Origin of the sequence: Tabrizicola sp. (assembly GCF_034366665.1) — a bacterium.
Lineage (GTDB): Bacteria > Pseudomonadota > Alphaproteobacteria > Rhodobacterales > Rhodobacteraceae > Tabrizicola.
This window is the reverse complement of sequence record NZ_JAXMMF010000113.1, coordinates 1-14,606: the sequence shown is the minus strand read 5'-3', so window position 1 is coordinate 14,606 and position 14,606 is coordinate 1. Positions and strand designations below refer to the sequence as shown.

Genomic DNA, 14,606 nt, shown 5'->3' with positions numbered 1-14,606 from the left:
GTCTCGCAGATCGGGCGCGACTTCCTGGACTTCTACGACGGCCGCTACCCCGGCCTGCGGATGGCCCAAGCTCCCAACATGCAGGATGACCGGGAAGCAAACCAGGTGACGGTAACGGAAAGCTACTTCCTGCCCTATCCGGCTCTGGACCGGAACGGTCTGCGCCAGGACTTCGCCTTTGCTCCCGAAGGTATGGCCGAAACTTTCCCCGACCGCATCCTCGCCCCACGCCGCCTGCCGCTTTATGTCGGCGGCCCCTGGGTCGTCACGCATGAAGTCCGCGTCCGCAATGCCCCGATCGAGTTCATCGCACCCGACCCGGTGACGATCAGCAATCCCGCCTTCGACTTCAGCCTTGCTGCGAAGGTCAGCGACGGCGGCAACATGGTCCTGCACTGGAGCTATGCGCCCAAGGCCCGCGCAGTCCCACCGGATCAGGCAGCGGCAATCATCGCTGACGCCCGGACCCTGCGCGATGCCACCTGGTTCTCCTGGGACCTCTCCCCCGAATAGACCAACCCGCGAACAGACCTAGCCCTTTGCAGACCCGGCCGATATCGACCTGCCAATTGATCTCCGGCCCGGGCGGGGGAGCACCCGGGCCGGAGCAGGCGACGGACCGTGGGGACTAGAACAGCAGCCCGTCGTAGACGCCATAAGCCTTGGCCGTGGACGACAGTGACGTCCCTTCATCCCGGGCATAGGCGGTGATCGCGTTGTAGGTGCCAGGCCCGAAGGCGCCGTCGATCCCGCCGCGATAGTAGCCCCAGGCGCGCAGCTTGCGCTGGATTGCCTTGCGCTCACTTGCCGAATAGCTCTGGAAGGCCCGCGCCGCCGGGGTCGCGTAAACCGAGGTGGTGTGGCGCGGCTCGACGTAGGTATGGCGCGGCTCGACATAGGTCGGCGCAGGGGCGACATAGACCGGCGCGGCCCCCAGCCGGGCGCGGCGGTTCTTCAGGATCTCGTCGACGATCACCGCGGTTGCGACACCGGCGACGAAGCCTTGCTCCTTCTCGCCCCAGGCCTGCGCCGGGGTGGCGGGAACGGCAGCGATGGTCAGCGCGGTCAGGCCGGCGATCAGGGTGGTCTTGGCGTTCATGACAGAGAGCAGCATGTCGTGTCCTTTCGTGGGTGCCCCGGGCAGTCCGGGGTTCGATGCCACTGGTTATGGGCATTGGGGCCACGCTAGGCAAAATCAGCCGCACGCTAGGGGAAAACGCGCAGCTGTTATCGGATAACTTGTTTGTTGTCAGCGGCTTGGGTCAGATTTGCCCACTGCCAAGCAGCGCGGACAGCCGTCCTAAACCTTCCTCCAGGCGCGCTTCCGGGCCGCCACCGGCCCCGATGCGGATATGCTGCGGCAAGCCATAGGCCGATCCGGGCAGGAGGAAGGTCCGGTAGGGCGGCTGCAGCAAGGCCCGCGCCAGCGATTCGCCGTCGGTGCCGTCGACCCGCGCCAGCCCGATCAGCCCCGCCTCGGGCCTGTGCCAGCCAAGCCGGGGTTCTCCGGCCACAAAGGCCTCCAGCCGGTCCAGCGTTGCCGCGCCTTCCTTCCGCGCCCGCGCCAGCGACGCCGCCATCCGGTCGGGCCGCAAAGCCACCTCGGCGATATGCTCGCCCAGGACATTCATGATCTCGGACCCGTTCTCGCGCAGGATCATTGCGTCACGGATCACCTGCGGTGACTGGCAGATCATCCATCCCGTCCGCAAGCCCTGCAGCCCCAGCGCCTTGGAGACCGACCCCGTGGTGATCCCGAAGGGCGTCATCCCGGCGATGGAGGGCGGCCTCGGCCCCGCCCATTCGAGGCCCGCATAGACCTCGTCCACCACCAGCCAGATGCCATGCCTGTCCGCCAGCGCAGCCAGCGCGCGCAGATCTGCTTCGGGGATAAGGCGGCCTGTCGGGTTGTTGGGATTGGTCAGGAAGATCATCCGCGTCAGGGGCGTGATGGCCCGGGCCACCGCCTCGGGGTCAAGCCACCAGCCCCGCCCCTCATCGCGGTGGACTTCGACCAGCCTGGCCCCGATGGCCTTTGCCATCACCCCCGCCTGCGGCCAGCCCGGGGCCTCGGTCACGATCTCGTCTCCGGCGGTCAGAAGCTGGCGAAACAAGAGATAGTTCGCTTCTGCCGCCCCGGCCGTGATGAGGACGCTGTCCAACGGCAAGTCCAGCCCGGCCCGGTCCAGCACCCGCTGCCGCAGGCTTGGCAGGCCAAGGAAGCTTTTCCCGTTCCAGTCCAGCGACATCTCGGGGTCCAGATCGGGCAGAAAGTCCTTCAGTTGCGGGGACCGGGCCAGCGAGAAACCGATGAAACACTCCGGCGGCTCGGCAGCCGTGGTTTCAAGCAGGTAATCGAACAGCTTGTGAATGGTGACCTTCATCCGCCCCCTCGCGCAACCCCAAGAATTTTAAGTAAAATTCTTGTCAAATTCCTTACTCAAGGAATTTGGTCCTTATCTCACGTCGCGCCCCTGGTTCAGGATGATCACATTGCCTGAGGACACGTCGCCTGCAGGAGAGATCAGGAACCCCACCCAGTTCGCAATCTCGTCGGGCTGCATCGCCCGCCCATGCGGCATGGCGCTGATCGCGCGCGCCAGCACCTCCTCGGTCAGCACGTTGAAGAGGGGCGTTTCCGTCATCGCGGGCGCAATGGAGTTCACTGCGATCTTCTCCCGCGCATAGCGTCGCGCAAGGTCCTTGGTCAACGTGTCCATCGCGGCCTTGGAGGCCCGGTAGTGCGGCGGGTCGAAGACGTCGAAGTTGTAGGCCCCGTTGGACGAGATGTTGACGATCTTCCGCACCCCAGGCCGCCCCGCCATCGCCTTGACCGCGCCCTGGCAGCAATGGAAGGCCGAGGAGAAGTTGATGGCCATCTGCCGGTCCAATTCGCTGGCCGGGATGTCCGGGAAATCCGACATGAAGCAGGTCCCGGCGTTGTTCACCAGCGCGTCCACGCCACCGAACCGCGCGGTCAGCCGGTCGAAGAGGTCCGCGATGGCGTCGGCATCGGTCAAATCCACGGCTTCCGCCAGGAACCCCTCGCGGTCTGCAGCCATCGCGAGCAGCGCCGAGGCGTCGATGTCGACGCCCACGACGGTAAGACCGTCGGCCAGCAGCCGGTCGACAAAGGCCCGACCCAGACCGCCAGCGGCTCCGGTGACGACGGCGATACGGGTTGTCATGGGCAGGCTCCTTCGAATTGAAAGGCCAGCCTAGGCGAAGGCCAAGGCCGGCTCAATCCATTCACCGCCCATTATCTGTGCGTCACGGAGCCTTTGGCAGCGCGTCGAAGTCCGCCGCGGAATGGCGTTCCGGCAGCTTCTCCCAGTCCTCGCCCCAAGAGCGGTTCACCATCCGCCCCCGCACAACCCCCGGCCGGGCGTCGATGCGCTTGGCCCAGGCCAGCACGTTCTTGTAGCTGGCCACATCCAGGAACTCGGCCGCGTTGTAGGCCCGCCCCAGCACCAGGTTGCCGTACCAGGCATAAATCGCCATGTCGGCCAGCGAATATTCCCCGGCCATCCACTCGGTCTTCGCCAGATGCTGGTCCAGCACATCCAGCTGCCGCTTCGTCTCCATCGCATAGCGGTTGATCGCATATTCGATCTTCACCGGAGCGTAAGCGTAGAAATGCCCGAAGCCGCCGCCGACAAAGGGCGCTGACCCCATCTGCCAGAAAAGCCAGCTGAACATCTCGGTCCGCTGCGAGGCATCCTTCGGGATGAACGCGCCCCCGAACTTCTCGGCGAGATACAGCATGATTGACGCGGACTCAAAGACCCGTTGCCCGTTGCCATGATCCATCAGCGCCGGGATCTTCGAATTCGGGTTCACCGCGACAAAGCCCGACCCGAACTGGTCGCCCTTGCCGATGTCGATCAGCCAGGCGTCGTATTCGGCGTCATGGCCCGCCTCCAGCAGCTCCTCCAGAAGGATCGTCACCTTGACCCCGTTCGGAGTCGCCAGCGAATACAGCTGCAAGGGATGCTGGCCAACCGGCAGCGCCTTGTCATGCGTGGCCCCCGCGACGGGGCGGCTGATGTTGGCGAAAGCACCGCCCGAGGGCTGCTCCCATTTCCAGACCTTCGGCGGGGTGTAGTCGTCAGACATCGGATGGCCCTTCGCGTTGCGGATCGGTTACGAAAGCTAGTGCCTTGCCGCGACCTGCACCAGAGGCTCTGCGCTGCGGGACAGGACTGCCGAAATGCACAGACAAAAGAAAAGGGGCGGCCCGAAGACCGCCCCTTGCAAGCGTTTGCCCGGCTTAGACCGACAGGCAGATGTACTTCAGCTCCATGTAGTCATCCAGCCCGTGGCGGCTGCCTTCGCGGCCCAGGCCCGACTGCTTGACTCCGCCGAAGGGCGCCATCTCGTTGGAGATGAGGCCGGTGTTCACGCCCACCATCCCGTATTCCAGCGCCTCTTGCACGCGGGTGATCCGACCGATGTCCCGGGCATAGAAGTAGCTTGCCAGACCAAAGATCGTGGCGTTCGCCAGTTCGATCACCTCTTCCTCGGTCTCGAACTTGAAGAGGGGCGCAAGCGGACCAAAGGTCTCTTCCTGCGCGACTTTCATGTCGGGCTTCACGCCGGTTACGACGGTGGGCTGGAAGAAGGTCCCGCCCAGCTCATGCCGGTGGCCCCCCGTGACGATCTTGCCGCCGCCCGCGAGGACGTCGGCGATGTGCTCCTCGACCTTGTCCACAGCGGCGGCGTTGATCAGCGGACCGGTGGTGACGCCGGACTTGAGGCCATCACCGATCGACAGCTTCTCGACCGCCACCGCCAGCTTCTTGGCGAAGGCGTCATAAACCCCGGCCTGCACGTAGATCCGGTTGGCGCAGACGCAGGTCTGGCCGTTGTTGCGGAACTTGGAAATCATCGCGCCTTCCACGGCCGCATCCAGATCGGCGTCGTCGAAGACGATGAAGGGGGCATTCCCGCCCAGCTCCATGCTGCATTTCAGGATCTGGTCCGCCGCCTGTTTCAACAGGATGCGGCCCACTTCGGTGGACCCGGTGAAGGTCAGCTTGCGGATCAACGGGTTCTCGCAGAACTCTTTCCCGATGTCGGACGACCGCTTCGAGGTGATGACCGAGAAGAGCCCCGCCGGAACCCCGGCCCGCTCGGCCAGCAATGCCAGCGCCAAGGCCGACAGCGGAGTCTCTGCCGCCGGACGCGCCACGAACCCGCATCCAGCCGCCAAAGCCGGGGCCACCTTCCGCGCGATCATCGCGTTGGGGAAATTCCACGGCGTGATCGAGGCCGCCACGCCGATGGGCTGCTTCAGCACCTGGATGCGCTTGTCGCGCTGGTGGCCCGGGATGATCTCGCCGTAGGTGCGCTTGGCTTCCTCACCGTAGAACTCGATATAGGACGAGCCATAGGCGATCTCGCCCTTGGCTTCGGCCAGCGGCTTGCCCATCTCGGCAGTCAGGATCGTGGCCAGATCGTCCTGGTTCGCCATGCACAGGTCGAACCACTTGCGCATGACCTGCGCGCGTTCCTTTGCCGTCCGCTTGGCCCATTCGCGGTGTGCCGCATGTGCCGCGGTGATCGCGCGGGCGGCTTCCGCCCGGCCAAGGTTCGGCAGATGACAGATCACGTCGCCCCGCGCCGGGTTCGTCACCGGGAAAGTGGAGCCGTCCTCGGCATCAATCCATTCACCCGCCACGTAGGACTTGGTGACCAGAAGCGAGGGGTCTTTCAGAAGCGACGCAAGGTCGGTCACGGAATCGAGCATGGGGGCCTCCATTGGTTACCAAAAGGCCTGCCACGGGAGACGGGGCATGTCCAGTTCCGAGGCCGATTTCAGGCCATCGTTTGATCAAATCCCCGGCAGGCTGGACCGAAGCGCCCGAGTTTTCGAAAACTCCGGACCGAAGCCTTCAAAGGCTCCGTTGCGATTTCTTTGAAGACATCGCGCCCTTAACCGTTCGCGTGCATCCGCTCGATATAGGCGCGCATCTCCTCGGCCTCGTGCCGGGCGTCGCGCAAGCCTTCCATCGCGGCTTTCAATTCGGCCTCGGTCTGGCTGATGTGGTTCATCAGCTCGGCCTCGCGCTGTTCCAGATAGGCCAGCGCCTGATCGCGCAGCTCTTCGGCCTCGTGCAGCGACTGCGCCAGCTTGTCCATTTCGGCCATGTCGCCACCCTGGACCCGGGTGAAGCGGTGCAGAAGCCAGTGGGTGAACCAGCCCATCGCAAAGGCGACCAGCAGGATGATGGCAGTGGCGACGACGAATTCGGTGCGGTTCATTCTTCAGCCTCGGCCTGCAGGCCTTGGGGGCGCGGTTTCGGCGCGATGGTCTTTTCGGTGGGTGCGACCGAAGGGCTGGTGTCGCCCGAGAAATCGGCACCTTCCGCCGCAACGGTCGGGGTTTCCGCCGGTGCGGCCGTTGCTGCGGCAGGCTGCGCCGCGCCGTCGGTTGCCACCGCGGCCGCCTGCGGCACGCCTTGCAGCACAAACTCGATCCGGCGGTTCGCCTCGCGGCCCGCTTCCGTCTCGTTTTCGGCAATCGGCTTCGTCTCGCCGTAACCAAGGGCGGTCATGCCGGACACATCGACCCGACGGCCCTGCAAGGCCAGCAGCACCGCCTCGGCCCGCGCCTGGCTTAGCGCCTGGTTGCCGCCTTCCGACCCCTGGGAATCGGTGTGTCCGCCGATCTCCATCTGCATGGCGGGGCAGTTCGTCAGGATGGCGGCCAGCTCGTCCAGCACAGGACGCGCGGTGGTTGCGATCTCGGCCGAGGCGGGCGTGAAGGTGATCTTCGTGCGCGCGATGACGGCGTTCACGTCGGCAGCACATTCCTCTGGCGTCGGCAGTGCGGCCAGAGGGTCCAGCGCCTCGTCATAGCGGACATTGACCCGGAAGGTCTGGCCCTGGCCCAACTCGTCCGACAGGATCTGCGTGATCCGGCCCCGCGTGGCCGTGGACCCGGTGACGCCCGTCACCTCCACAAGGTCTGCGCGAACCAGAAGCTTGCCATGTTCGACCTCGGCCAAAGCCTTCAGTCCCGCCAGCACCCGCACGGGCCAGCCGTCGGGCAGCGTCTCGTCCAAGCGCGTCGCGGTCAGGACCTGCGCGCCGGAAAAGGCCGATTTCGCAAAGGCATCCACCGCCTGGCGCTGCATCTCGTCGGTCAGCCGCCCCCGCAGTTCCACCCGCCCGGCTTCGCTGAGCGTCGCCGTGAACTCGGCCGGGCCTTGCGTCGCGGTTTCCTTCTTTTCCAGCGTCGAGGTCAGCGAGAAGACGTCCGGCAGCCCGGTTTCCAGCTCGCCCACCACCTTGTCGAAAGCGTCCTGCGGCACGTCGCTGCCCGCCAGCAGCGTGACATCGGCGTCCGAAAAGGTGATCGACCCCGACCCCAGCTCCGTCACCGCAGCGATCCCAAGACCCACCGCTTCGGCCCAGCGTGGCGTCGGCACGCCCAGACCCACCTGGCAGACCGAGGCCCCCTCGACCCCCGCCGTCGCGGCCGTCCGCAGGATCTGCGCCCGGGCGCGGTCGGTGTCGGCCGAGCAGCTGTCGAACCGCGCGCCCTCGGCATCCTTGACGAAGCGCAGGGTGAAGGGGGTGATCACCGGACGCGGGGCCGAGATGTCCAGCACCAGTTGCACGTTGGCCGGGGCGAGCCCGCGCAGTTCCGTCTCCAGCCGCCGTTTTTCGGCCTCGCTGTCGGCAATGGCCTTGACCCCGACCCGGTCTGCCGCGACCGAGATCTTGGACAGCTTCAGCTGCTCCAGCGCCGCCAGCCCGAAAGCCAGCGACTCGTTCCAGGTCGCAGGCGCCGGATAATCCGCCGTCTCCAGCATGTCCGGCAGTTCGGTGCCCTGCGCCAATGCTGCCGCCGCTTCGGACAGCGTCGTCTCGGTCAGACCGCCTTCGCCGGGGTTTTCCGGGATCAGGCCGCTCAGTTGCACCTCGTCCTCGGTCCGCAGCATCTCGACGCTGAACTTCGGCGCTTCGATGGCCGAGGCCGGGGTCACGTCCAGCCCGTCGCGGATGCGCGAGGTGTCGATCAGCGCGCCAACCATGTTCACCGCGCGGAAACGGTCGGCCTCACGCGGGGCGGTGCCGGTCAGGCGGACCTGCAAGCCGTCGGTGTCGACGGTGATCCAGTCGATCCCGGCTTCGGCCAGCCGGGTCGTCACCACCTTCTGGGTCCGCGATTCGATCACCAGCGCCGCCCCGTAGGCGACCGAGATCATCACGCCCGCCGCCAGTAGATAGGCCAGCAGCGCAAGGGTGGTCGAAGACAGCTTGGCAAGGCGCAAGAGCAAAAGCTTCATCCGGAAGACTCAGAACCCCTGCTTCCTAGGGGTTTGGACGCGGCTGTTCAACCAAGCCATGCAGCGGCGGCAAGAAACGGCACGGGGATCAGCCCGGCATCCCGGTTTGCCCGGAACACCTGCAGGCACGAGGCCGGGTCATCCAGGTCCAGCCGCCGCATCTGCCAGCCGATATGCCAGCCCATCGCCCAGACGCCCCCCAGCGCCACGACGAAGGCCAGGGGCCGCTGCGCCTGGGCATGGGCCAGCACCACAGCCGCGCCGAACAGAACCAGCGTCAGCGCGGCAAAACCCCACAGCCAGCCCCGGCTGTTGTCGCCAAACAGCCGGGCCGTCGACTTCACGCCGATCAGCGCGTCATCCTCGCGGTCCTGATGGGCATAGATCGTGTCGTAGTAGAGGGTCCAGGCAATCCCCGCCGCGTAAAGCGCCACCGCCGCCGGGGGCACGGTCCCCGCATGGGCCGCCCAGGCCAGCAGAGCGCCCCAGTTGAACGCCAGCCCCAGGAAGACCTGCGGCCACCAGGTGAAGCGCTTGGCAAAGGGGTAGATCGCGACCAGCGCCAGCGACGCGACCCCAAGCCCGATGGCCAACCAGTTGTAGGTGAAGAGGATTCCCGCCGCCAGCAGCGCCTGCACCACCATCCAGACCAGCGCCGCCTTCACCGTCACCTGGCCCGAAGGCAAGGGCCGCGACCGCGTCCGCGCGACCTGCGCGTCGATGTCCCGGTCCGTGACGTCGTTCCAGGTGCAGCCCGCGCCCCGCATCAGGAACGCCCCCACCCCGCAGGACAGCACCAGCCACAGATCCCAGCCCCGGAACCCGCTGACACCCCCCGCCAGCGCAATCGCCCAAAGGCACGGGATCAGCAACAGCCAGGTCCCGATCGGCCGGTCCGCCCGTGACAGCCGCAGATAGGGCCGCGCGGGGGCGGGAGCATACAGGTCCACCCAGTTCGCCTTGGGTGCATCCGCGACCCGACCGGCAACAGCCTCGGCCTCTGGCAATTCCGGCGCTTGGGTCATAGGGTCTGGCTCATGGATGCGAAGATCAGGCTCTATGTAGATCAGCCGCTTGCCCCGGGGCAAGCCGTGCGCCTTTCCCCCGAACAGGCGCATTACCTGACCGGAGTCATGCGGCTGTCCGCGGGCGCTGCAATCCTCCTCTTCAACGGCCGCGACGGAGAGTGGCGCGCGACGCTGGCCGATGCCGGCAAACGCAACGCAATCGCCGTGGCCGATGTCCAGACCCGGCCTTTGCACCTGCCCCCCGACCTCTGGCTGCTGTTCGCGCCGATCAAGAAGGCCCGCACCGACTTCATTGTCGAGAAGGCCGTCGAACTGGGGGCCGCCCGCATCCTGCCCGTCCAGACCCGCCATACCAACTCGGACCGGATTCGCCAGGACCGCCTGCAGGCCCACGCCGTCGAGGCCGCCGAGCAATGCGGCGCGACCTGTGTCCCCGAGGTTGCCGACCTGATCGCCCTCGACAAGCTTCTGGCGAAATGGCCCGAGGACCGCCGCCTCTACTGGTGCGACGAAACCGCCCTTGGGCAGCCCGCCACCGTCACGCCTACGACAGGCCCCGCCGCCATCCTGATCGGCCCCGAGGGCGGCTTCTCCGCCGACGAGGCCACCAGGCTCCGCGCCCGGCCCAATGTCACTCCCCTTTCCCTCGGCCCGCGCATCCTGCGCGCCGACACTGCTGCCGTCGCCGCCCTGACCCTCTGGCAGGCCAGCTGTGGAGACTGGCGGTGATTGTCGAACAGGGACCGGACGACCGCGCTGCGGTCGAAGCCCTGCTTGCCGCCCGCATCGACCAGGCGATGTTCCCGCTGACCAACCTGCGAACGTACGGCCTGACCAAGGGCACCTTCCCCAGCGACCATGATCACGCAACCCGCATCTGGCGCCTGGGCAACAGCCTCATAGCCCTGACCCGGGCCGGGATGATCCTGCCCCTTTTCGACGGCACCCCCGACCTCACCGCCCTGAGGCCAGCCCTCGGCGGCCTTACCGTCATCGGCACCGTCGGCCCCGCCGCCTCGGCCCGGCCGGTCGTGACAGCGCTCGGCCTTGACCACCTCCCCACAAGTGCCGACCGTGACGAGCCCGGCTTCACCCTCGATCTCGCCGACCTCTCGGTTCCTGATCTTCCCGACACGTCCCTCCGTCCGGTCACGTCCGAGGATCTGAGCTTTCTGACCGACTGGCGTGAAACTTACATCGGCGAAGTCCTGGGCATCTTCGGCCCGAACGCGCGTGCAACGGCAAATGCCGACCTCGCCAGCTACCTTGCCCGCGACAGCCACCGCGTCCTTTGTCACCACGGCCAGCCCGTGGCGCTGACCGGCTTCAACGCCATCCTGCCCGAGATCGTCCAGGTCGGCGGCGTCTATACTCCGCCCGACCTGCGCGGCCGGGGTTACGCCCGCTGCGCCGTCGCACTGCACCTGGGCGAAGCCCGCGCGAAGGGCACCGCCCGCGCCGTCCTTTTCGCCGCCAATGCCGCCGCCGCCCGGGCCTATCGCGCCATCGGCTTTCAGCGCGCCGCCGACTTCACCCTCTTCCTCCTTGCCACTCCGACCCGGATTGCAGCATGAGCCTGATCCGCCCCGAACTGCTGGCCGCCACCCGACGCAACGCCGATCTTCTGGCGGGGCTTGGTCTGGCCGGTCTCGGGGCCTGGACGGCCAGCAAGGGCGGCTACCTTCTTACGCCGCTCGGCCTTGCCCTTCTGGCCCTTGGCATCGGCTGGGCGCTGACCGCCTGGCGCCGCCTCCGCTTTCAGCAAGAGGGCGAGGCTCCGGGCATCGTCCGCGTGACCGAAGCCCAGATTGCCTATTTCGGCCCCCGCGTCGGCGGGTTTGTCGGCCTGCCCGAACTGTCCGAACTTCGTCTTCTGACCTTGCGCGGTCGCCGGATCTGGAAGCTGAAGCAGGGCGATGGCCAGCTTTTGCACATCCCGGTAGAGGCCGAGGGGGCCGAAGCGCTGTTCGACGCCTTCGCCACGCTGCCCGGCATCGACATGGCGGCGCTTGTCGCGGCCCTTGGGTCGGACGCCGCGCCCTCGGACAGCCGCGTGGTGGCGCTGGCCGAAGTCGACCGGCTGATCTGGGCGCGCAAGGGGGCGGGGGTCGTGGTCCGCTAGACTGCCCGGCCAGCACCGCCCCATCGCCGTTCAGACAGCCGCGCAAAACCGACAGTTTTTCTGTTCAAATGCCAACAGAAGTTTGGTTCGGCTTGCCAAGCCGTTGAATTCGTTGTCCCTGCAAATCCGTCCACCGTGGACACCACGCAGTGCGTGCTGCAGGCGCGACCGCAACCCCCCTTGACTTGCCCCCCGCCGCACGACACCTCTTGGCGTCCGGTTTCCCAGGCGGGAAGCCCAGCTGAAGCAGCCAGAAGTCCCGGAGCCCGTCCTCATGTCCATCCCTCAATCCGGCGGCGGCCCGATCGAAAGCTTCGACCAGCTTGCCGCCTACATGGAGGCCGGCTGCAAACCCGCCGCCGACTGGCGCATCGGGGCCGAGCACGAGAAATTCGGCTGGCTGACCGACACCCGCCAACCGCTGCCCTACGCCGGCGACCGCTCGATCTCGGCCATCTTCGCCGCACTTGAGGCCCGCTACGGCTGGACCCCGGTGCGTGAGGGCGAGAATGTCATCGGCCTGACCCGGAACGGGGCCAACATCAGTCTGGAACCGGGCGGCCAGTTCGAGCTGTCCGGTGCCCCCCTTGTCTCGTCGCTGGACGTGGGCGCGGAACTGCAGGACCATCTGGACGAAGTTCGCGCCATCGCCGACCCGATGGGTGTCAAGTTCATGGGGATCGGGGCCGCGCCGGAATGGACCCACGACCAGATGCCGGTGATGCCCAAGGGCCGCTACCGGCTGATGACCGATTACATGGGCCGCGTGGGGACCCACGGCACGCAGATGATGTACCGGACCTGCACGGTGCAGGTGAACCTTGACTACGGGTCCGAGGCCGATTTCGTGAAGAAGATGCGCGTGGCGCTGGCGCTGCAGCCCGTCGCGACGGCACTCTTTGCCAGCAGCCCCTTCTTCGAGGGCAAGCCCAACCACCACCGCAGCTGGCGCAGCCGCATCTGGCGGGGCCTTGATGACAGTCGCACGGGCATGCTGCCCTTCGCCTTCGACCGCGACATGGGCTTTCAGGCCTATGTCGACTGGGTGCTCGATGTGCCGATGTATTTCGTCTACCGCGACGGGTCCTACATCAACGCGCTGGGGCAAAGCTTCCGCGATTTTCTGGCCGGAAAGCTGCCCGCGCTTCCGGGCGAGAAGCCGACGCTGTCGGACTGGGCCGACCACATGACCACGGTCTTCCCCGAAGCCCGGGCGAAAAAGTTCATCGAGATGCGGGGCGCCGATTGCGGCGACCAGGCGCATATCGCGGCGCTGCCCGCGTTCTGGGTCGGGCTGATGTATGACCAGACCGCCCTAGACTCGGCCTGGGACCTGGTGAAGGGCCTGGACGGCGAGACCCGCGAAGGCTTGCGCGTCGCGCAAGTGCTGGTCGATCTCGGCGCGTCAGTGACCGCGGGTCAACCACTCGTCCGCCTGACGCAACCCGAAGGCGGTGAAATCTCGCTTGTCGCTCCGGTCGCTGGTACGATCAGCGCGGTGAATGCGGTCGTCGGGACAGTCGCATCGATGCGCGCCGACCCGCTGTTTCGCATCATCGCGCGCGGCGAATTCGAGATGGTCGGCGAAGTTCCCGCCAAGGACATGCCTTTGCTGTCCTCGGGGCAGGTCGCAACCATCAAGGTCGTCGGCGCGCCGAGCGTGCAGGGCCGCGTGCGCAGCGTATCCTCGACGATCGATCCGATCACCCAGCTTGGCCAGGTGCGCATCCAGGTGGTCACGCAGAAGCCGCGTCTGCTCGTCAACGCGTCGGGCCGCGCCACCATCAAGACCGGCGAGAGCTGCAATGTCGCGGTGCCGTTGAGCGCGATCCTCTACGGCAGCGGTGGCGCCGTCATCCAGGTGGTGCGGCGGCAGCGCATCGAAACGCGCCGCGTCGAGGTCGGGCTCATGTCGTCGGGCCAGGTGGAGATCAAGGACGGCCTGACCGAAGGCGATATCGTCGTCGCCCGCGCCGGTGCGCTGTTGCGCGAGGGTGATCCGGTGCGGACCATCGCGGCCGACTCCAGCGCAACGAAATAAGGCGCCCGAAGGCGCCCTATCGAAGTCTTCAACGATACTGCTTGAAGCCAGCTTAGCTGCCAGCCTTCTCGACCGCGCCGAGACGGATTTCCTCGATCAACGACGAGGAAACCGTCGGGACCTGCTGGCCATCGGAATTGCGCGACACCGCGATGCGGGTGCGGGTGAAGATCTGCTCCGCGCCGAGGCCCTGCGTGCTCATGTTCTTCAAAAGCTCACCGACCAGCATGCTGTTTTCGGTCCTGGAGTCGACGACCACCTTGCCGGGAGTTGCCGACGAGAGGATCAGCGCATTCTGCGGTGCATCGATCGGCGACAGGCCGTGCGAATAGGTGCGGAAGCGGCGCTCGTACGGATTGCGGCGCGCTGCATCGAGGACGACGAGGCTGGCGCGGGCGCCCCGATCCTTCAAGGCGCCTAGAACAGATTCAATGCTGGTGCCGTGACGGCGAACGTCGGATTCCTTCCAGATCGTCGCATCCACCGGGATCATGTAGCTCTCGCGGCCGGCCTGCATGCCGTAGCCGCCGTAAAACAGCATGACGACCGAGTCGCGGCGAACCTTGGACGTGAGCCGGTCCACGGCGCGGCGAAGGTCTTCCTTGTTCGCGTCCTCGACGACATCCACCTCGAAGCCATCCCGGCGCAGCGCCGCAGTCAGAGCGCGCGCATCGTTGATCGGCTGCACGAGGGGAGCGTTGGCGTCGGGGTAGCGGCTGTTGCCGATGACGAGGGCAATGCGCGAAGGCTTGGCAGCTTCAATTCCTGCAGCCTGACCGCCGATGCTGGAAACCGCCTGCTTGGCGTCGCCGCTGATCTTGTTCAGCGCGGCATTGGCACCGAGACCGAGGGAAATCACGGTAGCGACGGCAGCCGCTGCAATGACAAGGGAGCGTCGCGAAACTCCCAGCTTCTCCAAACTCATACTCGTCTCCTCAGCCCTAGTCTTGGCCCTCGGCGCGCGGCTGCGAGGCGCTGTTCTGCCACAGGGGGCTTAATGAATTTTGCGTTTCCGGTGCCCGACGAATACGCCCAATTTGCGGCACCGCAGCATTGAGAAACCCTTCATAACCTTGGTGAAGTTGGATTGGAAAGGGTTCATTTCGGAAACACTGCTT

General features: G+C 66.3%; 14 protein-coding genes. 5 read left to right on the top strand and 9 right to left on the bottom strand.

All coding sequences use genetic code 11. The features are described from left to right. Nucleotides 1-513: hypothetical protein (locus tag U1E69_RS15865; RefSeq protein ID WP_322245355.1), on the top strand; the 513-nt coding region annotated here is incomplete at its 5' end. A 115-nt stretch (nt 514-628) separates the two neighbouring features. On the opposite strand, the gene U1E69_RS15860 is transcribed toward U1E69_RS15865, so the two are convergent. From U1E69_RS15860 to ubiA, 8 genes are all read right to left on the bottom strand, one after another. Further along, nucleotides 629-1,114 (bottom strand): peptidoglycan-binding domain-containing protein, encoded by a 486-nt coding sequence (locus U1E69_RS15860; protein ID WP_322245354.1) that lies wholly within the window; start codon nt 1,112-1,114, stop codon nt 629-631. Nucleotides 1,115-1,262: 148 nt separating this feature from the next. Then, nucleotides 1,263-2,384 carry a pyridoxal phosphate-dependent aminotransferase gene (locus U1E69_RS15855; RefSeq protein ID WP_322245353.1) on the bottom strand — a complete coding sequence of 374 codons (1,122 nt, stop codon included), beginning with the start codon at nt 2,382-2,384 and terminating at the stop codon, nt 1,263-1,265. A gap of 72 nt (nt 2,385-2,456) precedes the next feature. Beyond that, a complete protein-coding gene (locus U1E69_RS15850) occupies nt 2,457-3,188 on the bottom strand; it encodes an SDR family oxidoreductase (protein ID WP_322245351.1) in 732 nt (243 codons plus the stop codon). An 82-nt stretch (nt 3,189-3,270) separates the two neighbouring features. Beyond that, complete coding sequence (gene yghU / locus U1E69_RS15845; RefSeq protein ID WP_322245349.1) at nt 3,271-4,116, bottom strand: glutathione-dependent disulfide-bond oxidoreductase; 846 nt, start codon at nt 4,114-4,116, stop codon at nt 3,271-3,273. Between the two features lie 154 nt (nt 4,117-4,270). Next, complete coding sequence (locus U1E69_RS15840) at nt 4,271-5,749, bottom strand: NAD-dependent succinate-semialdehyde dehydrogenase (protein ID WP_322245348.1); 1,479 nt, start codon at nt 5,747-5,749, stop codon at nt 4,271-4,273. Nucleotides 5,750-5,934: 185 nt separating this feature from the next. Beyond that, nucleotides 5,935-6,264, bottom strand: a complete 330-nt coding sequence (locus U1E69_RS15835) for a hypothetical protein (protein WP_322245347.1) — start codon at nt 6,262-6,264, stop codon at nt 5,935-5,937. Further along, nucleotides 6,261-8,297 carry an OmpA family protein gene (locus tag U1E69_RS15830; RefSeq protein ID WP_322245346.1) on the bottom strand — a complete coding sequence of 679 codons (2,037 nt, stop codon included), beginning with the start codon at nt 8,295-8,297 and terminating at the stop codon, nt 6,261-6,263. Before U1E69_RS15830 ends, U1E69_RS15835 begins: the two co-directional genes overlap by 4 nt. A gap of 47 nt (nt 8,298-8,344) precedes the next feature. Then, nucleotides 8,345-9,322: a 4-hydroxybenzoate octaprenyltransferase gene (gene ubiA / locus U1E69_RS15825; protein ID WP_322245345.1), complete on the bottom strand. Its 978-nt coding sequence runs from the start codon at nt 9,320-9,322 to the stop codon at nt 8,345-8,347. Between the two features lie 12 nt (nt 9,323-9,334). On the opposite strand from ubiA, the gene U1E69_RS15820 reads away from it, so the two are divergent. The 4 genes from U1E69_RS15820 to U1E69_RS22640 all read left to right on the top strand — a co-directional run bounded on the left by U1E69_RS15820 (nt 9,335) and on the right by U1E69_RS22640 (nt 13,488). Further along, a complete protein-coding gene (locus U1E69_RS15820) occupies nt 9,335-10,054 on the top strand; it encodes a 16S rRNA (uracil(1498)-N(3))-methyltransferase (RefSeq protein ID WP_322245343.1) in 720 nt (239 codons plus the stop codon). Then, nucleotides 10,051-10,899 (top strand): GNAT family N-acetyltransferase, encoded by an 849-nt coding sequence (locus tag U1E69_RS15815; protein WP_322245342.1) that lies wholly within the window; start codon nt 10,051-10,053, stop codon nt 10,897-10,899. The genes U1E69_RS15820 and U1E69_RS15815 overlap by 4 nt, the downstream gene beginning before the upstream one ends. Then, nucleotides 10,896-11,447 carry a hypothetical protein gene (locus U1E69_RS15810; protein ID WP_322245341.1) on the top strand — a complete coding sequence of 184 codons (552 nt, stop codon included), beginning with the start codon at nt 10,896-10,898 and terminating at the stop codon, nt 11,445-11,447. The genes U1E69_RS15815 and U1E69_RS15810 overlap by 4 nt, the downstream gene beginning before the upstream one ends. 274 nt (nt 11,448-11,721) lie before the next feature. Beyond that, nucleotides 11,722-13,488, top strand: coding sequence for a glutamate--cysteine ligase (locus U1E69_RS22640; protein ID WP_416200295.1), 1,767 nt, complete (start codon nt 11,722-11,724; stop codon nt 13,486-13,488). Nucleotides 13,489-13,540: 52 nt separating this feature from the next. Here U1E69_RS22640 and U1E69_RS15795 read toward each other — a convergent pair whose 3' ends face one another. Then, entirely contained in the window at nt 13,541-14,413 is an 873-nt protein-coding gene (locus U1E69_RS15795; RefSeq protein WP_322245340.1) for a caspase family protein, read from the bottom strand. Between the last annotated feature and the right edge of the window lie 193 nt (nt 14,414-14,606).

Coding starts and splice junctions, on each gene's coding strand:
- yghU (WP_322245349.1), bottom strand. CDS start 4,116: ATGTCTGACGACTACACCCCGCCGAAGGTCTGGAAATGGGAGCAGCCC.
- U1E69_RS15840 (WP_322245348.1), bottom strand. CDS start 5,749: ATGCTCGATTCCGTGACCGACCTTGCGTCGCTTCTGAAAGACCCCTCG.
- ubiA (WP_322245345.1), bottom strand. CDS start 9,322: ATGACCCAAGCGCCGGAATTGCCAGAGGCCGAGGCTGTTGCCGGTCGG.
- U1E69_RS15855 (WP_322245353.1), bottom strand. CDS start 2,384: ATGAAGGTCACCATTCACAAGCTGTTCGATTACCTGCTTGAAACCACG.
- U1E69_RS15810 (WP_322245341.1), top strand. CDS start 10,896: ATGAGCCTGATCCGCCCCGAACTGCTGGCCGCCACCCGACGCAACGCC.
- U1E69_RS15860 (WP_322245354.1), bottom strand. CDS start 1,114: ATGCTGCTCTCTGTCATGAACGCCAAGACCACCCTGATCGCCGGCCTG.
- U1E69_RS22640 (WP_416200295.1), top strand. CDS start 11,722: ATGTCCATCCCTCAATCCGGCGGCGGCCCGATCGAAAGCTTCGACCAG.
- U1E69_RS15820 (WP_322245343.1), top strand. CDS start 9,335: ATGGATGCGAAGATCAGGCTCTATGTAGATCAGCCGCTTGCCCCGGGG.
- U1E69_RS15850 (WP_322245351.1), bottom strand. CDS start 3,188: ATGACAACCCGTATCGCCGTCGTCACCGGAGCCGCTGGCGGTCTGGGT.
- U1E69_RS15830 (WP_322245346.1), bottom strand. CDS start 8,297: ATGAAGCTTTTGCTCTTGCGCCTTGCCAAGCTGTCTTCGACCACCCTT.
- U1E69_RS15835 (WP_322245347.1), bottom strand. CDS start 6,264: ATGAACCGCACCGAATTCGTCGTCGCCACTGCCATCATCCTGCTGGTC.
- U1E69_RS15795 (WP_322245340.1), bottom strand. CDS start 14,413: ATGAGTTTGGAGAAGCTGGGAGTTTCGCGACGCTCCCTTGTCATTGCA.